The organism is Bradyrhizobium sp. USDA 3397 (assembly GCF_054060965.1).
The window spans coordinates 6,483,708-6,504,227 of record NZ_JBSSDS010000001.1 but is presented as its reverse complement, the minus strand read 5'-3'; the positions used below and the strand labels follow the sequence as shown (position 1 = coordinate 6,504,227).

General features: G+C 64.8%; 20 protein-coding genes. 9 read left to right on the top strand and 11 right to left on the bottom strand.

The features are described 5' to 3' along the window. Window positions 1-258: 258 nt before the first annotated feature. Window positions 259-822 carry a chlorite dismutase family protein gene (locus ACVWYQ_RS30160; protein WP_157285031.1) on the top strand — a complete coding sequence of 188 codons (564 nt, stop codon included), beginning with the start codon at window positions 259-261 and terminating at the stop codon, window positions 820-822. A 209-nt stretch (window positions 823-1,031) separates the two neighbouring features. Here the strand turns inward: ACVWYQ_RS30160 and ACVWYQ_RS30155 are convergent, their stop codons facing one another. Continuing rightward, entirely contained in the window at window positions 1,032-1,430 is a 399-nt protein-coding gene (locus ACVWYQ_RS30155; protein WP_456726657.1) for a gamma-glutamylcyclotransferase family protein, read from the bottom strand. 76 nt (window positions 1,431-1,506) lie between these two features. On the opposite strand from ACVWYQ_RS30155, the gene ACVWYQ_RS30150 reads away from it, so the two are divergent. Continuing rightward, a complete protein-coding gene (locus tag ACVWYQ_RS30150; RefSeq protein ID WP_456726656.1) occupies window positions 1,507-2,310 on the top strand; it encodes an N-formylglutamate amidohydrolase in 804 nt (267 codons plus the stop codon). A gap of 4 nt (window positions 2,311-2,314) precedes the next feature. Here ACVWYQ_RS30150 and ACVWYQ_RS30145 read toward each other — a convergent pair whose 3' ends face one another. Beyond that, window positions 2,315-2,935: a LysE family translocator gene (locus tag ACVWYQ_RS30145; protein ID WP_081494564.1), complete on the bottom strand. Its 621-nt coding sequence runs from the start codon at window positions 2,933-2,935 to the stop codon at window positions 2,315-2,317. Between the two features lie 112 nt (window positions 2,936-3,047). On the opposite strand from ACVWYQ_RS30145, the gene ACVWYQ_RS30140 reads away from it, so the two are divergent. Further along, the gene (locus ACVWYQ_RS30140) at window positions 3,048-3,362 is read left to right on the top strand and encodes an ArsR/SmtB family transcription factor (protein WP_271539814.1); all 315 of its coding nucleotides are present in this window, start codon (window positions 3,048-3,050) and stop codon (window positions 3,360-3,362) included. Between the two features lie 28 nt (window positions 3,363-3,390). After that, window positions 3,391-3,903: an SRPBCC family protein gene (locus ACVWYQ_RS30135; RefSeq protein WP_271538889.1), complete on the top strand. Its 513-nt coding sequence runs from the start codon at window positions 3,391-3,393 to the stop codon at window positions 3,901-3,903. 154 nt (window positions 3,904-4,057) lie between these two features. Here the strand turns inward: ACVWYQ_RS30135 and ACVWYQ_RS30130 are convergent, their stop codons facing one another. Continuing rightward, the gene (locus ACVWYQ_RS30130) at window positions 4,058-4,828 is read right to left on the bottom strand and encodes a DUF2189 domain-containing protein (protein ID WP_271538891.1); all 771 of its coding nucleotides are present in this window, start codon (window positions 4,826-4,828) and stop codon (window positions 4,058-4,060) included. A 239-nt stretch (window positions 4,829-5,067) separates the two neighbouring features. Here ACVWYQ_RS30130 and ACVWYQ_RS30125 point away from each other — a divergent pair, with 239 nt between their 5' ends. After that, window positions 5,068-7,296, top strand: coding sequence for an ATP-binding protein (locus tag ACVWYQ_RS30125; RefSeq protein ID WP_404543877.1), 2,229 nt, complete (start codon window positions 5,068-5,070; stop codon window positions 7,294-7,296). A 75-nt stretch (window positions 7,297-7,371) separates the two neighbouring features. On the opposite strand, the gene ACVWYQ_RS30120 is transcribed toward ACVWYQ_RS30125, so the two are convergent. From ACVWYQ_RS30120 to ACVWYQ_RS30090, 7 genes are all read right to left on the bottom strand, one after another. Continuing rightward, the gene (locus ACVWYQ_RS30120; RefSeq protein ID WP_404543879.1) at window positions 7,372-7,818 is read right to left on the bottom strand and encodes a hypothetical protein; all 447 of its coding nucleotides are present in this window, start codon (window positions 7,816-7,818) and stop codon (window positions 7,372-7,374) included. A 2-nt stretch (window positions 7,819-7,820) separates the two neighbouring features. Further along, on the bottom strand, window positions 7,821-8,174 hold the full coding sequence (locus tag ACVWYQ_RS30115; protein WP_036009556.1) for a nuclear transport factor 2 family protein: 354 nt from the start codon (window positions 8,172-8,174) through the stop codon (window positions 7,821-7,823). A gap of 98 nt (window positions 8,175-8,272) precedes the next feature. After that, on the bottom strand, window positions 8,273-8,740 hold the full coding sequence (locus tag ACVWYQ_RS30110) for a MarR family transcriptional regulator (RefSeq protein ID WP_404543881.1): 468 nt from the start codon (window positions 8,738-8,740) through the stop codon (window positions 8,273-8,275). 9 nt (window positions 8,741-8,749) lie between these two features. Beyond that, the gene (locus tag ACVWYQ_RS30105; protein WP_456726655.1) at window positions 8,750-10,360 is read right to left on the bottom strand and encodes an acyl-CoA synthetase; all 1,611 of its coding nucleotides are present in this window, start codon (window positions 10,358-10,360) and stop codon (window positions 8,750-8,752) included. 186 nt (window positions 10,361-10,546) lie between these two features. Next, complete coding sequence (locus ACVWYQ_RS30100) at window positions 10,547-11,683, bottom strand: epoxide hydrolase family protein (RefSeq protein WP_404543886.1); 1,137 nt, start codon at window positions 11,681-11,683, stop codon at window positions 10,547-10,549. A 126-nt stretch (window positions 11,684-11,809) separates the two neighbouring features. After that, complete coding sequence (locus ACVWYQ_RS30095) at window positions 11,810-12,265, bottom strand: GatB/YqeY domain-containing protein (RefSeq protein WP_225174196.1); 456 nt, start codon at window positions 12,263-12,265, stop codon at window positions 11,810-11,812. A gap of 51 nt (window positions 12,266-12,316) precedes the next feature. Beyond that, window positions 12,317-13,027 (bottom strand): alpha/beta fold hydrolase, encoded by a 711-nt coding sequence (locus tag ACVWYQ_RS30090; protein ID WP_456726654.1) that lies wholly within the window; start codon window positions 13,025-13,027, stop codon window positions 12,317-12,319. A gap of 146 nt (window positions 13,028-13,173) precedes the next feature. Here ACVWYQ_RS30090 and carA point away from each other — a divergent pair, with 146 nt between their 5' ends. Together carA and ACVWYQ_RS30080 are read left to right on the top strand one after the other, a co-directional pair. After that, complete coding sequence (carA, locus tag ACVWYQ_RS30085; RefSeq protein ID WP_456726653.1) at window positions 13,174-14,364, top strand: glutamine-hydrolyzing carbamoyl-phosphate synthase small subunit; 1,191 nt, start codon at window positions 13,174-13,176, stop codon at window positions 14,362-14,364. Window positions 14,365-14,587: 223 nt separating this feature from the next. After that, the gene (locus tag ACVWYQ_RS30080; protein ID WP_404543894.1) at window positions 14,588-15,109 is read left to right on the top strand and encodes a hypothetical protein; all 522 of its coding nucleotides are present in this window, start codon (window positions 14,588-14,590) and stop codon (window positions 15,107-15,109) included. A gap of 120 nt (window positions 15,110-15,229) precedes the next feature. Here ACVWYQ_RS30080 and ACVWYQ_RS30075 read toward each other — a convergent pair whose 3' ends face one another. Continuing rightward, window positions 15,230-15,754, bottom strand: a complete 525-nt coding sequence (locus ACVWYQ_RS30075) for a Dps family protein (protein ID WP_057027720.1) — start codon at window positions 15,752-15,754, stop codon at window positions 15,230-15,232. Between the two features lie 105 nt (window positions 15,755-15,859). Here ACVWYQ_RS30075 and ACVWYQ_RS30070 point away from each other — a divergent pair, with 105 nt between their 5' ends. After that, complete coding sequence (locus ACVWYQ_RS30070; RefSeq protein WP_275508069.1) at window positions 15,860-16,561, top strand: class I SAM-dependent methyltransferase; 702 nt, start codon at window positions 15,860-15,862, stop codon at window positions 16,559-16,561. 399 nt (window positions 16,562-16,960) lie between these two features. Then, window positions 16,961-20,425: a carbamoyl-phosphate synthase large subunit gene (gene carB / locus ACVWYQ_RS30065; protein ID WP_456726652.1), complete on the top strand. Its 3,465-nt coding sequence runs from the start codon at window positions 16,961-16,963 to the stop codon at window positions 20,423-20,425. The last annotated feature ends 95 nt before the right edge of the window (window positions 20,426-20,520 follow it).

Sequence of the window (20,520 nt, the reverse complement as noted above, 5' to 3'; positions counted from 1 at the left end):
AGTTTAGCCGAGCGTTTGAGTCGGGCGAAGGATCAGGGATATAGGGACGACCCGGTCAAGGGCCAGGTTTGTCGGGCTTATCCGGCTTATTCGACCTATGCACAGGGCCGTCATTCCGGGGCGCCCCCCGCAAGGGGCGAGCCCGGAATCCATTGCGCCGCCGGAATGCGGGGAGAAATGGACTCCGGGCTCGCGCTGCGCGCGCCCCGGAATGACAGAAAGCTTGAACCGCGCCCGGTTCCACGCTTCCATACTGCCATGTTCAGGACCTTTCGGGGCGGCCAGACCGGGGGTTGGCGGGTGACCTCGCTCTCGCCTGTGACGGGCGAGTCCCTGCCCTTCGTGCCGGCGCTGTCGGTGACCGACAGCGAGGCCGTCTCGTTGCCGCTGGTGCCCTCGCGCAATGCCTGGCGGCTGGTCGGCGTCGCCAGCAGCCTGCGCTACACCGAAAGGCCTGAGAAGCAGCAACTCGTCGCCGTGCAGGCCGGCCTCGGCCGGCTGGAGGCCACCAGCGCGGCGCTGATCCCGATCCGCAAGTCGCAGGCCTGGTGGGAGCTGACCCAGGAAGAGCGCCGCAAGATTTTCGAGGACAAGTCGCACCACATTGCCAGCAGTCTTCGTTTTCTGCCCGCGATCGCGCGCCAGCTCTATCATTGCCGTGATCTCGGCGGCCCCTTCGATTTCCTGACTTGGTTCGAATTCGCGCCCGCGAACGCCTCGCTGTTCGAGGAGCTGGTGGCGATGCTGCGGCGGACCGAGGAATGGACCTATGTCGAGCGCGAGGTCGACGTGCGCGTGGTGAAGGAAGTGCTGTCGGCTTGAAAGCGGGATGGCTTTAGGCTGGATCGATTGCCGCGGCTCGCTCACCTCTCCCGCAAGCGGGAGAGGTCGGCGCGAAGCGCCGGGTGAGGGCTTTCTCCTCTTGGGGATTGTCCCATTGCGGAAGCACCCTCTCCCCAGCCCTCTCCCGCAAGCGTGAGAGGGAGCCCACCTCCGTCGTTGCAACAATCGAACCTAATTTCATCAAGCCTTTAATGCTCCAGGAAGCGCCCGGATGCGATGCGCGGCAGATCGGTGACGGGCCAATTGTAGACGTAGGTCCAGGCCTTCCCGGTGGCGCCGTCGGGCAGCGTCACCTCGATCATCTGCCGCAGATATTCCGTCGGCTCGGGAAAGCCCTCGCCGCAGGCCTCGTACATGTCGAGCTCACGCAGGAGCTCGTCCGGCACGCGCAGCTGAAACAACTCGCCATGGACGATGTCGGTCGGCGTCTCGGAGAGCAGCAATCCCGGATAGTGCTTCACCAGAACGAGCCGGCCGCGGCAGGTGGCTTCACTGATGAATTCCGCATGGCCCGCGAGCAGCCGCGCCATGGGGTGGTCGAAGCCGCGCATCAGGGTGCCGTAAACGAAAAGTCTATCCGAGCTCATGCCGTTCCAACGTTGCGGCATCGGTGCGATACCGCTACTCCGTTTACACAGTTTGTCATTCCATAGGCAAATCAGGATGGCTTTGGACATAGCCGACGCAACTGACCAGCTGCTCGGCGAGGGCGACATTCCGCCTGTGCATGAGGTGAATACGGCAGGGACATCGCCGTTCCTGCTCACCGCGGACCATTACGGACGGGTGCTGCCGCGCGCGCTCGGCGATCTCGGCGTCGCGGACACCGATCTCGTCAGGCACATCGCCTGGGATATCGGCATCGCCGGCGTCGCCGAGCGGCTCGCCGCGATGCTCGATGCGCATCTGATCGCGCAGCGCTATTCGCGCCTGGTGATCGACTGCAACCGCCCGCCGGGCGTCGCAAGCTCGATTCCCGTGATCTCCGAGGCGACCGCCATTCCCGGCAATGAGGATCTGTCGGCCGCGGCCAAGGAGATGCGCCGGCGCGAGATCTTCGATCCCTATCACCGCCGGATTGGCGCGGCGATCGATGCGCGCATCAAGGCGGGCAGGCCGACCGTGCTGGTGGCGCTGCACAGCTTCACGCCGGTCTTTTACGGCGAGCCGCGGCCCTGGCACATCGGCACGCTCTATCACCGCGACACCGTGCTGCCGCGGCTGATGCTGCAGCATTTGCGGGGCGAGAGCGCGCTCGTCGTCGGCGACAACCAGCCTTATGCGGTGAGCGACATCACCGACTACACGATTCCAATCCACGGCGAGGCGCGCGGCCTCGTCAACACCGGCATCGAGATCCGCCAGGACCTGATCGCCGAGGAGAGCGGCCAGCAGCAATGGGCAGAGCGGCTGGCGCGGATCCTGCGCGAGATCGAGGCCACGCTGCGCGAGCAGGGAATGAGTTAAGCGGTCACTTCGCCCGCGTCAGTGCCAGCCAGATGCCGCCGCCGATCATGAAGCCGCCTGAGATGCGCGACACCATCCGCGTGCGCCGCGCCGAGAAGAATTTTCGGGCGCGCCCGGCGGCAATCGCGTAGAGCGCGTCGGTCATCACCGCCGTCACCATGAAGGTGGCACCCAGCAGCGCGACCTGCGGGAAATGCGGCTGGCTCATGTCCATGAATTGCGGGATGAAAGCGCCGAAGAACACCAGCACCTTGGGGTTCGACAGCAGCACCAGGAATCCCTGCAGGAAGAAGCCGCCGCGCGGCGGCGGAGGCGGCGCGTCGACATCGACGCCTTCGACCGGCTCCCAGATCAGCTTGATGCCGAGCCAGATCAGATATGCGGCGCCGGCAAAGCGCACCCAGTCGAACCAGTAGCCCATGGTCGCCATCAGCGAGGTCAGGCCGATCGCAACGATGCCGATGACGATGGCAAGCCCGGCCTGCGCGCCGGCCACGTTGATGAGCGCCGCACGCGTGCCGTGGCGCAGGCCATTGGCGATGACGAGGGTGACGATCGGCCCCGGCAGCAGCGCCAGCGCAATGCAGGCGGCGACGAAGGCGAGGTAGGCTTGCATGGACATCATGGGAGGACTCGCTGCGGTTCGGACGCATTAATGCATGGCCGAAGCTGGAACGGAAGTCGCGTGAGCCGTTCCATCTTGACACGCAACCATTTAGTTGCCTATTCTCACCGCCATGGATGAGGTCTTCAAGGCGCTCGCGGATAGCTCGCGACGTTCACTGCTCGACAGGCTTCACGCCAGGAACGGCCAGACACTGAACGAGCTCTGCGAGGGGCTTGCGATGACGCGACAGGCCGTCACCAAGCACCTTTCCATCCTGGAGGAAGCGAACCTCATCACCACCATCAGGCATGGACGCGAGAAGCTGCACTACCTCAACCCGGTGCCGATCCATCAGATCGGCGAACGTTGGATCAGGAAGTTCGAACGCAGCAGGCTCGCCGCGCTCAACGAGCTGAAACGTCAGTTGGAGAACGGCAACGAGTGAGTCCGCTCAACGAAGGATTTGATGAACGATGAACCTCGATCAATTCAAGCCGCTGATCGTCTACACCATCTACATCGCCTCGACGCCGGAGAAGGTGTGGGAGGCGCTGACGTCCGCCGAGTTCAGCCGCAAATATTTTTCCGGCTTTGCGGTGGAGATGGAGCCGAAGCTCGGCGGCAGTTTCGTCGTGCATGCGCCCGACGGCTCCGAGCACATCCGCGGTGAAGTGTTCGAATACGATCCGCCGAGGAGGCTGACGGTGAGCTGGAACGTCAATTGGCCGGACCTCGTGGAAAAGCTCGGCACCACCATTGTCACCTACGAGATCGAGCAGGCCGGCGAAGCCGTGCGCCTCACCCTGAGCCAGCGCCATGATCGCGAGCTCAGCGACGACATCCTTTCCGGCGGCCGCACCGGCTGGCCCGCGATCCTCTCCGGATTGAAGAGCCTGCTGGAGACCGGCAAGGCGCCGCATATCGAGATGTCCCCGCCGGTGCGGTTGCTGGAGGCGCTGAAGGCGATGGGGATCAAGGTGCCTTGAGCGAGGCAATCTCCGCTGTCGTCCCGGGGCGCGCGAAGCGCGAGCCCCGGACCCATAACCACAGGATGAAGTTTGGCGAAGACTCGTGGTTACGACTTCGCGCCCCAACTTCTCCCTGGGGTTATGGGCCCCCCGCCTTCGCGGGGGCGACGGCCTACACCGGCGCCACCAACCGGCGGTACAGGTGCCATGTCGCATGCCCGAGCACCGGCAGCGTGACCACCAGCCCGAGAAAATAGGGCAGCGCCGAGACGATCAACAGCATCACGATCAATGCGGCCCACGAGATCATCGGCAGCGGGCTCGTCACCACCGCGCGCACGCTCGTCACCATGGCCGTGACGAAATCGACCTCGCGATCGAGCAGCAGCGGGAACGACACCACGGTCAGCGAGAACAGGATCAGCGACAGCACGGCCCCGACCGCGTTGCCGATGGCCAGGAACAAGAGGCCCTCGCTGGTCGTCAGCACCACCGTCATGAACTCCTGCAAGCTCGAGAACGAGGCGTTGAGGCCGAGCAGCAGCGCGATCAGGAGCCGCACCTGGTACATCCAGACCACGAACACGAACAACGTCACGAAGGCCATCCAGCCGATCTCGCTGCGCGAGCGGATCGCGGACCAGATCGCAGCGAACGAGACCGGCTTGCCGCGCTCGCGGCGCCGGCTGACCTCGTAGAGGCCGATCGCAACGAACGGTCCGATCAGCGCAAAACCGGCAGCGAGGGGATAGACCAGGTAGACCATGCCGAGGGCGGTGAGACAGAGCATGATGACGATGCCGCCGGCGGCATAGAGCGCGCCGAAGCAGAGACCGTAGAGCGGCAGCGCCTGGAAATCGCGCAGGCCCAGGGCCAGCGCCTCGGCGATGTCGACCGCCGCCACGGGACGCACCACCGGATCGACCTTGCCCGAGATGGACATCAGCTTCCTCCGCAGATCGGCGCGATCTTCGTCGCGCGCATACCGCGATATTAGCGCCGCCGCGCGGCGGCGCAACTTGATGCCGGCCGGCGCGAAGGGTGGCAGCGAAAAGACGATGCTCGCACGGCGAAATCGTTAGCCTTTCGCGCGATTTTGCACCGACCGCTATGGACGGGGCAGATGATCGTGCCGCAAATTGCACCTCAGAATACCGTCGCCCGAGAGCCGATCGCCCACCGATGAGCCTGCGTACCCGGTTACTTATCCTCGTCATCGCGGCCATGCTCGTGCCGGCGATTCTGGTCGGGCTGCGCTTCGTGCAGAACCGGACGAGCGAGATCGACGCGGCGCTGGCAAATCTCGCCGCATCCGCCGACGACATCGCCAGCGATCTCGGCGAGAAGATCCAGGGGACTGCCCAGCTTCATTACGGGCTCGCCCGTGCCCGCGACCTCGACACGCGCGACAAGGCGGCATGCTCGGCGTTTCTGTCGGATGTCCGCGAGGAATATCCGCAGTTCACGGGTATCCTGACCATCGATCCCGACGGCAGGCTGTTCTGCGACTCGCTGCGGACCAACCGCACGCTCGACCTGAACGACCGCGGCTATTTCAAAGAGGTCAAGACTCTTCACGGCCTCGTCGCGGTGGAACCGGTGTTCGGCCGCCTCACCGGACTGTCGGTGCTGCAGATCGCCTATCCGGTGCGATCGGATACAGGCGCGCTGAAATTCGTGCTGCTGGCGTCCTTCAACCTGAACAAATTCGCGGAGTTTCACGACAAGCGGCTGCTCGCCGAGAAGGACATCCTGCTCGTCGACGCCAAGGGCACGGTCCTGGCCGCCCCCAAGCGCGGCGGCTGGAGCGTACCCATCGGCGGCTCCATTGCGGGCTCCGACCTGTTCCGCTTCGCGGCAGATCCCGACGGCGAACCATTCCGGGAGATCGCCGATCGCGACGGCCGCACGCAGATCTGGGGCGTTGCCCGCTCGCCCGCGATCCGCAAGGCCGGACTCTATATCTTGGTGGGGCGGTCCAAGGACGGACTGATCGCGGCAGCGAACCGCCGGCTTTACGAGGACATGGCGATCCTGGCGGTCGCCTCGCTGCTGCTCCTCGCCGGCCTCTGGATCCTTACGACGGTGAGCATCGGACGGCAGGTCGGACGGCTCGCCGCCATGGCAAAGAGTCTCGGGCACGGCGATCTCAGCGCGCGCATTCCGGAGCCCCACCCGGGGGGCGAGCTCGGCGGGTTGATGACGCTGCTCAACAGCACGGCCGAATCGCTCGAGCAGCAGCGCGCCGCCATTGCCGATCTCAGCCACAAGCTCAGCCAGTCACAGAAGATGGAAGCCATGGGCCAGCTCACGGGCGGCGTGGCGCACGATTTCAACAATCTCCTGACCGTCATTCTCGGCAATTCCGAGCACCTCGCCGACAGGCTTGCGGGCAACGAGGAATTGCGCCGGATCGCCGACGACATTGCGACCGCCGCCGAACGGGGTTCCGACCTGACGCGGAGCCTGCTCGCCTTCGCGCGCAAGCAGCCGCTGCGGCCGCGCGAGATCGACATCGCCGAGCAGGTGACCGGCATGGAGCAGCTTCTGCAGCGGACCCTGGGCGAGCATATCGAATCCAGCTTCACGTTCGCACCGGATCTCTGGCTCGCCAGCGTCGATCCCGGCCAATTGGCGACGGCCGTGCTCAACCTCGTGCTCAACGCGCGCGACGCGATGCCTGACGGCGGCAAGCTGATGGTCGAGGTGCGGAATGCATCGCTCCGTGAATCCGACCTCGACGTCAACGGCGAGCCGCGGCCCGGCGACTACGTCATGCTGGCCGTGAGGGATACCGGGTCCGGCATGAGCAGCGAGGTGTTGCAGCGCGCGTTCGAGCCGTTCTTCACCACCAAGGAGGTCGGCAAGGGGACCGGCCTTGGCCTCAGCATGGTCTACGGATTTGCGCGGCAATCTGGCGGACTCGTGCAGATGCAGTCCGAACCGGGTCAAGGCAGCGTGGTCAGGCTGTTCTTTCCTCGCCTGCCGACGTCATCGAGCGAGGAGCCGTCAGCGGCATCGCGTGTCGCCGCACCCGAGGGATACGAGACGATCCTCGTCGTCGAGGACGACGACATGGTGCGCGCCTATGTCGAGAACGAGCTGAAGGCGCTCGGCTACCGCGTCATCACGACGTCGAACGGTCCCGCGGCGCTGGACGTGCTGCGCCGGTCGGGGGACATCCAGTTGTTGTTCACCGACGTCGTGATGCCCGGCGGCATGTTCGGGCCGGAGCTGGCGAGGCAGGCCGTTCAATTGCGGCCCGGCCTCAAGGTGCTCTTCACGTCCGGCTACAGCCAGAATCCGGTCAAGACGCCCGACGGGATCGACGCACGCATTCTGACCAAGCCGTTCCGGCGCAAGGAGCTCGCCGCGATGCTGCGCGCGGCCCTTGCGGAGCCGCCGCGCTAAAGCGCGATGCGGTTAGGATGAATCGTCATCGCGCTTTAGATTGTTGTTTGAGCATGATCTGTTCGGAAAACCGCTTCACACTGACGCGATCGTGAGCTGCAGCGCCACTGCGATATTGGCCGCGAACAGAGCCGCGTCGATGACGAAGATCCGGAGCATCGGGCCCTTCAACACCGGCCAATAGGCCACCCCGACGCGGCCACCGCGCATCAGCACCGGCACGTTATAGGCGAACTGGCTGAAATGGCAGGCGGCAAAGAACAGGAAGAGCGCGAGCTGCGCTTCGACCGGCTGGAAGAAGGACGGACGGGCGGCCAGGAGATAGAGCGACAAGAGCCCGATCGGCAGATTCATGCCGCCGAGGAACGCGACGCTTGCTGCAAGGGTCGGCGCGATCGGATTGCTGCGCTCCTCCCGCGGCAGCAGGATCTTCAACGTGTTGGTTTGCGCGATGCTGAACTGGATGAACGCGCCCACGAACCAGAGCGTGTTGAGGAGCAGGACGATATCCGAAAATCGCATGGTCATTTCCCGTAGAAGGCTTCGCTGCGCACCACACGGCCCGCATCGTCGAAGTCCATGAATTCGCTGGCGCGCGTATCGCCCAATTGCCACCACACCGTCAGTCGCGCGATCGCCTCGTCCCAGCTCCAGTCCAGGATCTTCAGGTCGGCGCTTTCGATGTGGCCGTAGGCTTTCCGCCAGTAGGCGCGAATGTTCTCGGCGCCGGTGACGGTCGGAGACCCCGTCAGGGTGAGCGCGAGAGGGCTGCGCATCTGCGCATCGTCGGCGAAATGGGCGACGACAGCGTCGATGTCCACTTTGCACCAGTTCGCGCACCATGCCGCGACGAAGCTTGCGGCGGCCGCGCGGTCCATTGCCTGTCCGCTCACGACACGGATCCTCCCTTCGCCTTGTGGCCAGGAAGGTGGCAAAACGCGCGCCTCATGTCAACTATGTTGACTTGAGATTTCGGTCAGTTGTTGTCGGCGATCGCCTCCATCACGCCGATCCATCCCGCCGCACCGCTCGCCCCGGCGCGCGCGAACGCCTCGCGCAGGACCTGGCGCTCGTGATCCGAGGCGCGTTGCTCGATGCGCCGCCCCGCTTCCGTCAGGCGCAGCAATTTCGAGCGGTGCTGTTCCGGCGCGCGCTTCGACGTCAAGAGCTTGCGCTCGAGGAGCAGATTGAGCGGCCGGTTGAGGGCCTGCTTGGAAATGCCGAGGATCTCGATCAGCGCGCCGATGGCGATATCGGGCCGGCGCGCCACAACGTAGAGGATGCGATGGTGCGGACGCGACAGGCCCTGCTTGGCCAGATATGCGTCGGCCTCAAGCGTCATGCCGCGCCAGCCGTAATACATGAGCTCCAGCGCCGTATCGAGCTCGTGCAGCTTTGCAAGCGAGGCGCGGTGAAGCCCCGCGGCTTGAACCGTCTTTGCCATGATTGGAAGCTAGCCTCTCGCCCGCAGCTCGCGGCGCAGCACCTTGCCGGTCGCCGTCATCGGCAGCGTCGCCGTGAATTCGACGAAGCGCGGATATTCGTGCGCGGCAAGCTGCACCTTGACGAAGTCCTGAATCTCGCGCGCGAGCGCGTCGCTGCCGGCAAAGCCCGGACGCAGCACGATCCAGGCCTTGATCGATTCGGTACGGATCGGATCGGGAATGCCGACCACCGCAGCCATGGCCACCGACGGATGTTTCATCAGCGTGTGCTCGATCTCGGAAGGGCCGACGCGGTAGCCGGCGGTGGTGATGACGTCGTCCTCGCGACTGACGTACCAGAAATAGCCGTCCTCGTCCTGCACGCCGAGATCGCCGGTGAGCAGGAAGTCGCCGGCATATTTCTTCGCGGTCGCCTCCGGATTGCGCCAATAGCCAAGCATGGTGACGGGGCACGGCTGGCGCACGCCGATGATGCCGCGCTGACCCCGCGGCAATTCCTCGCCCTTGTCGTTGACGATGCGGACATCGAAGCCGGGCGTTGCCTTGCCCATCGAACCCGGGCGGATCGGAAACAAGTTCGCGTTGCTGCCGATCACGAGGTTGCACTCGGTCTGGCCGAACACCTCATGCGCGTCGACACCAAACGTCTCGCGCACCCAGCCGAGCAATTCACCCCCGAGCGATTCGCCGCCGGTGAAGATGCTGCGCAGCTTGACGCCGGAATGCTTGACGCCGGCCTGCCGCATCAGCTTCAGCGCCGTCGGCGGCAGGAATACGTTGCGGACGGCAAGATCGGCCATCATCTGCATCGCCGCCTGCGGCTCGAATTTCCGCGCGCGATGGCCGACCAGGGGAATGCCGTGGTACCAGAACGCGAGCAGACCGTTGATGAGCCCGCCGATCCAGGCCCAATCCGCCGGCGTCCACATGAGATCGCCGGGCCTGGGCAAGAAGTTGTGGCACATCTCCACGTTCGGCAGATGGCCGAGCACGACACGATGCGCATGCAGCGCGCCCTTCGGGTTACCCGTCGTGCCCGACGTGTAGATGATCAGGGCGGGATCGTCGGCCGAGGTGTCCGCGCGCGTGAAGTCGGGCGAAGCGGCCTTCACCGCATCCCAGAACGATGTCGTGCGGGCGGGCACGCGTGCGCCGACGATGTAAACGTTGCTCAGCTCCGGCAGGCGGTCGCGGATCTTGGACAGCTTTTCCCAGCCGGCTTCGTCGGTGACGATCGCCTTGGCCTGCGAATTCGACAGACGGAATTCCAGCGCGTCCTCGCCGAACAGGGCGAACAGCGGGATCGAGATCAGGCCGGAGCGAAACGCCGCCATGTGCACGATCAGCAGTTCCAGCGACTGCGACAGGAACACCGCGACGCGGTCGCCGCGGACAAGCCCGTCCGTCTTCAGCACATTGGCGAAGCGGCGCGACATCTCCGCGATCTCGTCGAAGGTCGTGCGGCTGGTGGCGCCGGTGTCGTCGACATAGATCAGCGCAAGTCGGCCGGTGCCGTCGGCATGGCGATCGCAGCACGCTTCCGCGATGTTGAAGCGCGCGGGGACATCCCAACGGAAGTTGCGGACGAGTTCGTCGTAGGTTGCGGCTTCGGTCAGCATGGTATGGTCGTTTCCAGTGTCTTGTTATTATCGTTCAGTCTAGGGCCGCGGGCGCACGGGACAAGTCCCTCGCCGTCATTCCGGGGCGCCCGAAGGGCGAGCCCGGAATCCATCGGGCCACAGGAAACGCCGCTTGATGGATTCCGGGTTCGACGCTAGCGCGTCGCCCCGGAATGACAGCGGAGGCTACCGCACCGTTGCGAAGAACTTCCGGACATCGCGCACGAACAGCTCCGGCTGCTCGAATGCCGCGAAGTGACCGCCCTTCTCCATCTCGCTCCAATGCGTGATGGCATGGAAGTTCGGCTCCATCCAGCGCCGCACCGGCGTGATGATCTCCTTTGGAAACACCGCGACGCCCGTCGGGACCTTCACCACCGGCGTGGTGCGGCGCTTGCCAAAGCTCTCCCAATAGAGCCGCGCCGACGAGGTCGCCGTCTGCGTCGCCCAATAGAGCGTGACGTTGTCGAGCAGCTCGTCCTTGCTGAAGATGTTTTCGGGGTGGCCATTGCAATCGGTCCAGGCCCAGAACTTTTCCAGGATCCAGGCCGCCTGTCCGCTCGGCGAATCCGTCAGGCCATAACCGAGCGTCTGCGGCCGCGTCGATTGCTGCTTGGAGTAGCCGGAATCGAGATCGACATAATGCTTGAGGCCCACCAGCGCCCGTTTCTCTTCTGGCGTCGGCTCGCCCTCGACCTTCGGCGCCGCGTTGAATGCGAGCGTGATGTGGATGCCGGCGCAATGAATGGGGTCCTGCGCGCCGAGCGAGGTCGTCACCGCCGAGCCCCAGTCGCCGCCTTGGGCGCCATAACGCGCGTAGCCCAGGCGATCCATCAGCTTGGCCCAGGTCGCGGCAATGCGATCGACGCCCCAGCCCGTGGTCCTTGGCTTACCCGAGAAGCCGAAGCCCGGCAGCGAGGGACAGATCACGTGAAAGGCGTCGGCGGGATTGCCGCCATGCGCGGCAGGATCGGTGAGCGGCGCGATCACCTTCTGGAACTCGACGATGGAGCCGGGCCAGCCGTGGGTGATGATCAACGGAAGCGCCGAAGGCTCCTTCGAGCGCGCATGAATGAAGTGGATGTCCAGCCCGTCGATCTCGGTGGTGAACTGCGCGAAGCGATTGAGCTTTGCCTCGCGCGAGCGCCAGTCATACTCGTTGGCCCAATAGGTGCAGATCTCCTGGATCCATTTCAGCGGCGCGCCCTGGCTCCAGTCGTCGACCAGCTCCGCATCCGGCCAGCGCGTGCGGGCGAGGCGTGACTTCAGGTCGGCGAGGATGTCGTCGCCGATGGCGATGCGAAATGGCTTGACGGTGGTCATCGTGCCTCCCCTTGTTCTTGTTGTCATTCCGGGGCGCGCGTAGCGCGAGCCCGGAATCCATTTCGCAACGGAGTCGGAAGCCCGATGGATTCCGGGTTCGTGCTCCGCACGCCCCGGAATGACGACTTAGCCCGACAGCGCTGCCTTCACGAGACCGGACGCCTTGCCGAAATCCATCTGTCCCGCGTATTTCGCGCGCAGCGCGGCGATCACCTTGCCCATGTCCTTCATGCCGCCCGCGCCGGTCTCGGCGATCGCATCCGCGATCGCCTTCTTCACGTCGTCGTCGGACATCTGCTTCGGCAGATACGCCGAGATCACCGCGATCTCCTCGCGCTCCTGCGCGGCAAGCTCGGCGCGCCCCCCCTTGTCGTAGAGCTCGACCGCCTCCTGACGCTGCTTGATCATCTTCTGCAGCACCGCCAGGATGTCGGCATCCGACAGCGGCGGCTTGCCGCTGCCGCGCGCGTCGATGTCGGCGTTCTTGATGGTCGAGTTGACCATGCGCAGCGTGGACAGCTTGCGCTCGTCCTTGGCCTTCATGGCCTCCTTGACCGCATTGTTGATGTCGTCGCGCAGCATGATCGTGATCCCTTCGAATATCCAACGCTTGATCTAGGCCGTTCGTGGCCTTCAGACAACCTCGGTTCGGAGCCATTCGGTCAGCGCTTGAACGGTCGCCTCCGGCTGTTCGGCTTGCGGCAGGTGCCCACAGCGATCGAGGATCACGAGCCTGGCGCCGGTGATCCCCTCGGCCATCTCCTTGGAGAAGGCGTTGGGGATGGTGTTGTCGGCATCGCCCGTCAGCACCAGCGTCGGGCATGTGATCGTCGCCAGCAAGGAGCGCGAATCCACCCGTGCGATGATCGCGGTCTGCTGCCGCAGATAGCCTTCGACGCCGACGTCCTCGTCCTGCGCATGCACGAGCGCGAGAATCCCGGCATCGTCACGCCGCGACGGATGCACGAGCTCCGGAAAACTCTCCTCGCGCACGGCGCGCAGCTCGCCGCGTCTGGCGCGCTCCATCTGGGCACGGCGGCGTGCGGTGGCTTCCGGCGTGTCGGGCCGCGCGTGCGTGTTGATCAGCGCGAGCTTTGTCACGCGCTCGCTGGCCTGGCGCATGATCTCGAAGGCGATGTAGCCACCCATGGAATGGCCGGCGAGGGCGAAGCGCGGCGGCGCCTCGGCGAGGATGCGGCGGGCGATCGCCGCCATGCTGTCGTCGCGGATGTGGTTGGCGACCGTCACCGGCCCGAAACGCCAGAGCGCAGGGATCACGGACGCATAGATCCGGGCCGAGGACGCCAGCCCCGGAACCAGCACAATGGGGGTGGTCTGGTCCATTATTGCCTCGCAAGCCCAGGAAATTGCCGGAAATTGTGCGGCCGAGCTTAAGGGTGGGAGGAGGCCTGTCAAATATGCAAAAACGCATGTGAATCGGCCTTCTCTCGCTTTGACGTGCACACGCGGGGGGCTTATGAAGCGGGCTCATGACACAACATGACAACGATCCCGCCTGGCCGGACCACAAACCGACCGCGCTCCTCGTGCTTGCCGACGGCACGGTGCTGGAGGGCTTTGGTCTCGGCGCCGAGGGCCACGCCGTCGGCGAGGTCTGCTTCAACACCGCAATGACCGGCTATGAGGAGATCCTGACCGATCCCTCCTATGCCGGCCAGCTCATCACCTTCACCTTCCCGCATATCGGCAATGTCGGTACCAATGAGGACGACATCGAGACGGTGAACATGGCCGCGACGCCCGGCGCGCGCGGTGTGATCCTGCGCACCGCGATCACCAATCCCTCGAACTACCGCGCCACCAAGCATCTCGATGCCTGGCTCAAGGCCCGCGGCATCATCGGCCTTTCCGGCATCGACACCCGCGCGCTGACCGCGCTGATCCGCTCCAAGGGCATGCCAAATGCCGTGATCGCGCATTCCAGAACCGGCGAGTTCGACCTGCACGGCCTCAAGGAAGAAGCGCGCGAGTGGCCGGGCCTCGAGGGCATGGACCTCGTGCCGATGGTGACGAGCGGCCAGCGCTTCACCTGGGACGAGACGCCCTGGGCCTGGGACAATGGGTTTGGCAGGCAGGACAAGCCCAAGTTCAACGTCGTCGCCATCGACTACGGCATCAAGCGCAACATCCTGCGCCTGCTCGCCGGCGTCGGCTGCAAGGTGACGGTGGTGCCGGCGACGACCCCGGCCGAAGACATCCTGGCGTTGAAGCCGGACGGCGTGTTCCTGTCCAACGGTCCGGGCGATCCGGCCGCGACCGGCAAATATGCCGTGCCCGTGATCCGCGACGTGATCAAATCGGGCACGCCGACCTTCGGCATCTGCCTCGGCCACCAGATGCTGGGCCTTGCCGTCGGCGCCAAGACCAAGAAGATGCATCAGGGCCATCACGGGGCCAATCACCCCGTCAAGGACGAGACCACCGGCAAGGTCGAGATCACCTCGATGAACCACGGCTTTGCCGTCGACGAGACGACGCTGCCGAAGGGCGCGACGCAGACCCACATTTCCTTGTTTGATGGGTCCAACTGCGGCATCCAGCTCGACGGCAAGCCGGTATTCTCCGTGCAATACCATCCCGAGGCCTCACCCGGCCCGCGCGACTCGCATTATTTGTTCCAGCGCTTCGCCGATCTGATGCGGCAGAGGAAGAGGGCGTAAGGCGCGTTCTCCCGGAATACTTCACCACAAAAGTCCGGGCTCGCCCGGACTTTTTCATCCCGGGGCGCGCGTAGCGCGAGCCCGGAATCCATCTGGCAACAGACTCTGCAGCGCCATGGATTCCGGGCTCGACGCTGCGCGTCGCCCCGGAATGACGGTGGAACGAGGAACGTCGCCGTACGCGTTTAGTTGATCCCTGCTATTCTTGCGCAGGAGCACAGCCATGTCCGTCGTCCGCGACAAGGCCGAGACGCTCGCCATTGTTTTCGAGGATGACGGGCTCGTGCCGAACAACATCCTTCCGTTCCTGGTCTACCAGGGCGCGGTGAAGCTCGACCCAAAGCGCCCGGAAGAGACTATCGAGAATCTGTTCGAAGCGAACGGCTGGGGCGGGACGTGGCGCAACGGCGTCTACGATTATCTGCATTATCATGCGACGGTGCATGAGGTGCTCGGCGTCGCGCGCGGCAGCGCCCGCGTGCGTTTCGGCGGCGATCACGGCCAGGAGCTGGACATCAAGGCCGGCGACGTCGCGATCCTGCCCGCCGGCACCGGACATCAATGCATCAAGGCGAGCGATGATTTTTGCGTGATCGGCGCCTATCCGCCAGGCGCAAAAATGGAGATCACGCGCGCAACGCCGGAGAACCATGTGAAAGCGCTGAAGACGATTCCGCAAGTGGCGCTGCCGCCGGCTGATCCCGTGACCGGGAAGGACGGCGCGCTGATGCGGCTGTGGCGGTAACTACGAGCGCGGTGCGGTAGGGTGGGCAAAGGCGCGCCCCTGCGCGCCGTGCCCGCCACTCCATCCGCACACTCCTGTTGGTGGGCACGTTTCGCTTTGCCCACCCTACGAAAGCTCGGCCTACGCCTCGTTGCCGCCTTCCTGCCTCGTCGCTTCAAACAGGAACCAGGTGCGGCGCTCGGTCTCGTCGATGAAATTCTCCAAAATGCTGGCGCTGGCAACGTCGCCGGCCTCGTCGCAGACGTCGTGCGCCTTGCGCATCGCGGCTGCGACGTGCTTGTTGTCCTGCATCAGTTCGCGCAGCATCTCGCGCGGCGGGACGTAGTCCTCGTTGTTGTCCTTGATGGTCTGGAGCTTTGCGACCTGGCCGATCGACCTCAGCGTGGTGCCGCCGATCTTGCGGACGCGCTCGGCGAGCTGGTCGGTGGTGGCGAAGATCTGGTCGGACTGCTCGTCGAGCAGCAGATGGTAATCGCGGAAGTGGCGCCCGCTGATGTGCCAGTGGAAATTCTTGGTCTTCAGATAAAGCGCGAACGCGTCGGCCAGAAGCACGTTGAGCGCCTCAGAGACTTTCTTGACCCCGTCGGGCGACAAATCCGTGGGGGTATCGAGTTCGGGCGAGACCTTGTTGTTGGTTTTGCTCACGGGAGACCTTCCTGTTAGGACGCGGACATTGACGGCGCGCCGCCGCACCCCTAACGCAAGGTGGGCAGCGCGGTTCCTAGATAGGAACCCCTGGGCGGGATACCAATGGACGATTGGATCGATTATTACGACTCGACGCATACGATCTATGTCAGCAAGCTGCATCGCGACTTGCACTTCCAGATCATTGCGCGGGACATCATCGGCTACATCCCCTCGCCCGATGCGACGGTGCTGGACTATGCCTGCGGCGAAGCGCTGTCGGCGAGCCAGGTGGCGGCCGCCTGCGGCATGCTGATCCTGGCCGAGCCCGCGCCGGGCGTGCGCGGCCGGCTGATCGCGCGGTTTGCCCCAAACACCAAGATCCGCGTCCGCTCGCTCGAGGACGTCCGCAAGATGCAGGATCAGTCGATCGATCTCGTCGTGATGAACTCGGTCGCACAATACATGACGCCGGACGAGCTCGATGCGGCGCTATTGAACATCCGCCGCATCCTGAAACCCTCCGGCAAGCTGGTGCTGGGGGACGTTCTACAGCCCAATGTCGGCATGGTCAGGGATGTGATGGCGCTGCTCGGGTTCGGCCTGCGTCACGGATTTCTGAAGGACGCGCTGATCGGGCTGATCAGCACCGCGCTGTCGGATTATCGCCAGCTGCGCTCGAAGATCGGACTGCAGCGCTACAGCGAGGACGAGATCACGGCCAAGCTGAAGGCGGCGGGCTTCGCGGTCCAGCGCGCCCACAGCAATATCGGGCACAACCGCTGGCGCATGACCTTCATCGCGAGGCCGCCTCTGATCCGTTAAGCATAACGATCAGCTGAGGTGGCCTGGCGCACGCCGATCGGGAATAATCCTGATGGCCCGGTGGCGGAAATGTCTACGCGGGGGCGGTGCATCGCTCTTCATCCTGGTTCAAATCCAGGCCGGGTCTCCACGCTTCGCTGGCTTCGCCAGCTTCGGCTCGGCAAGCCCTTCGTAGCGAAGGCTGCCGCGGCGAAGCCCAACGGGCGAAGCCGGGCGCGCTCGGCAGAGTCCCAAACGCCTGAAAATTGGCGGTTGATGGGCGTTTTTCGGGGTTTCGCCGCTCCAAAAACTGGTTTAAGACCCACCCGCGCGCGAGGGAGACCCCCGCGCTCTCGCCAAATGGGGACGCGCGGCAAGCGCGCCCTTTTTTTGTGCCCAGATCCCAGCCCGTGAGCGGTGATGCCCAAACGAACCGACATCTCGACCATCCTGATCATCGGCGCCGGTCCCATCGTGATCGGCCAGGCCTGCGAGTTCGACTATTCGGGCACCCAGGCGGTGAAGACGCTGAAGGAGGAGGGCTATCGCATCGTCCTCGTCAATTCCAACCCGGCCACCATCATGACCGACCCGGAATTGGCCGATGCGACCTATATCGAGCCGATCACGCCCGAGATCGTCGCCAAGATCATCGAGAAGGAACGTCACGTCGTCCCCGGCGGCTTCGCGCTGCTGCCGACCATGGGTGGCCAGACCGCGCTGAACTGCGCGCTGTCGCTGCGCCGGCAGGGCACGCTGGAGAAGTTCGACGTCGAGATGATCGGCGCCACCGCCGACGCCATCGACAAGGCCGAAGACCGCCAGCTGTTCCGCGAGGCCATGACCAAGATCGGGCTCGAGACGCCGAAGTCCCGGCTCGCCAACGCCTCCGAGCTGAAGAAGTCGTTCCGCGAGAAGTATCAGGCCGCGCGCGCAAAAGCTTCGGGCGCCGAGCTCGAAGAGCTCGACCGGCAATGGACGCTCGGCGAGAGCGAGCGTCGCAAGCGCTACCAGGAATACGCCTTCGGCCAGGCCATGATGGCGCTGTCCGAGATCGGCCTCCCTGCGATCATCCGCCCCTCCTTCACGATGGGCGGCACCGGCGGCGGCATCGCCTACAACAAGGAAGAGTTCCTCGACATCATCGAGCGCGGCCTTGACGCGTCTCCCACCAACGAAGTGCTGATCGAGGAGTCCGTGCTCGGCTGGAAAGAGTACGAGATGGAGGTGGTGCGCGACAAGAAAGACAATTGCATCATCGTCTGCTCGATCGAGAACCTCGATCCGATGGGCGTGCACACCGGCGATTCCATCACGGTGGCGCCGGCGCTGACGCTGACCGACAAGGAATACCAGATCATGCGCGACGCCTCGCTGGCGGTGCTGCGCGAGATCGGGGTCGAGACCGGCGGCTCTAACGTTCAGTTCGGCGTCAATCCCGAAGACGGCCGCATGGTCGTCATCGAGATGAATCCGCGCGTGTCGCGCTCCTCCGCGCTGGCCTCGAAAGCCACCGGTTTTCCGATCGCCAAGGTCGCCGCCAAGCTCGCGGTCGGCTACACGCTCGACGAGATCGCCAACGACATTACCGGCGGCGCGACGCCGGCCTCGTTCGAGCCGACCATCGACTACGTCGTCACCAAGGTGCCGCGTTTTGCCTTCGAGAAATTCCCGGGCGCCTCGACCACGCTGACCACCTCGATGAAATCGGTCGGCGAAGTCATGGCGATCGGCCGCACCTTCCAGGAAAGCCTGCAAAAGGCGCTGCGCGGGCTCGAGACGGGATTGACCGGCCTCGACGAGATCGAGATCGAGGGCCTCGGCCGCGACGACGACAAGAACGCGATCCGCGCCGCGCTCGGCACTCCGACGCCGAACCGCATCCTCCAGGTCGCCCAGGCCATGCGGCTCGGCTGGTCGAACGAGGACATCTTCAACTCCTGCAAGATCGATCCGTGGTTCCTCGCCGAGATGCGCGGCATCGTCGAGATGGAGGACAAGGTCAGGAAGAACGGCCTGCCTGGCAACGCCTTCGGCATGCGCACGCTGAAAGCCATGGGCTTCTCCGACGCGCGGCTCGCCGTGCTGGCCGAGACGACGGAGGCCGAAGTCAAGGCGAAGCGCCACGCGCTCGGCGTTCACCCGGTATACAAGCGCATCGACACCTGCGCGGCCGAGTTCGCCTCGCCGACCGCCTACATGTACTCGACCTATGAGGCGCCGTTCGCCGGCCTGCCCGCGGACGAGAGCGCGCCGTCCGACAAGAAGAAGGTCATCATTCTCGGCGGCGGTCCCAATCGCATCGGCCAGGGCATCGAGTTCGACTATTGCTGCTGTCACGCCTGCTTCGCGCTGCATGACGCCGGCTACGAATCCATCATGGTCAACTGCAATCCGGAGACGGTGTCGACCGACTACGACACCGCCGACCGGCTCTATTTCGAGCCGCTCACCGCCGAGGACGTGCTGGAGATCATCGCCAAGGAGCGCAGCAAGGGCACGCTGCACGGCGTGATCGTGCAGTTCGGCGGCCAGACCCCACTGAAGCTGGCGCGTGCGCTGGAAGCCGCCGAAGTGCCGATCCTCGGCACCTCGCCCGACGCCATCGACCTCGCCGAGGACCGCGACCGCTTCAAGCGCGTGCTCGACAAGCTGCGCCTCAAGCAACCGAAGAACGGCATCGCCTATTCGGTCGAGCAGGCCCGCCTCGTCTCCGCCGATCTCGGCCTGCCGCTGGTGGTGCGCCCGTCCTACGTGCTCGGCGGCCGCGCGATGCAGATCATCCGCGAGGAGAACCAGCTCAACGATTATCTGCTCGGCACGCTGCCGGAGCTGGTGCCGGCCGACGTCAAGGCACGCTATCCGAACGACAAGACCGGGCAGATCAACACCGTGCTCGGCAAGAACCCGCTGCTGTTCGACCGCTATTTGTCGGACGCCACGGAAATCGACGTCGACTGCCTGTGCGACGGCAAGGACACCTTCATCGTCGGCATCATGGAGCACATCGAGGAAGCCGGCATCCATTCCGGCGACAGCGCCTGCTCGCTGCCGCCGCACTCGCTCGATGCGGAAATGATCGAGGAGCTGGAGCGGCAGACCCGCGAGCTCGCGCTCGGCCTCGACGTCATCGGCCTGATGAACGTGCAATACGCCATCAAGGACGGCGAGATCTACGTGCTCGAGGTCAATCCGCGCGCCTCGCGCACCGTGCCGTTCGTCGCCAAGGTGATCGGCACGCCGGTCGCCAAGATCGCCGCGCGCATCATGGCCGGCGAGAAACTTGCCGATTTCAAGCTGAAGAAGGCGGCGCTCAAGCACGTCGGCGTCAAGGAATCGGTCTTCCCGTTCGCGCGCTTCCCTGGCGTCGACACCGTGCTCGGCCCCGAGATGCGCTCGACCGGCGAGGTCATGGGGATCGACCGCTCGTTTGCGGTCGCCTTCGCCAAGAGTCAGCTCGGCGGCGGCACGCGGGTGCCGCGCAAGGGCACTGTGTTCGTCTCGGTGCGCGAAAGCGACAAGACGCGCATCGCGGATGCCGTGCGCGAATTGCATTCGCTCGGCTTCAAGGTGCTGGCGACCTCGGGCACGGCGCGCTTCCTGACCGACCAAGGCATCCCGACCGAGAAGGTGAACAAGGTGCTGGAAGGGCGGCCGCACATCGTCGATGCCATCACCAATGGCGACGTCCAGCTCGTCTTCAACACCACCGAAGGCCCGCAGGCGCTGGCCGACAGCCGCTCGCTGCGGCGCGCGGCCCTCTTGCATAAAGTGCCATATTACACCACTCTTTCCGGGGCCGTGGCGGCCGCGCAGGGCATCCGCGCCTATTTGGGCGGGGACCTTGAGGTTCGTACCCTGCAGAGCTACTTTTCGGAAACCTGATCGCTAGCGGCAGCGAAGCTTCCGCTAACTGATTGGCAATGAAGCCACAATGGCCGGAGGAACTGTCCGGCCAGGTGGTAGTTCTGTTCCGGCGC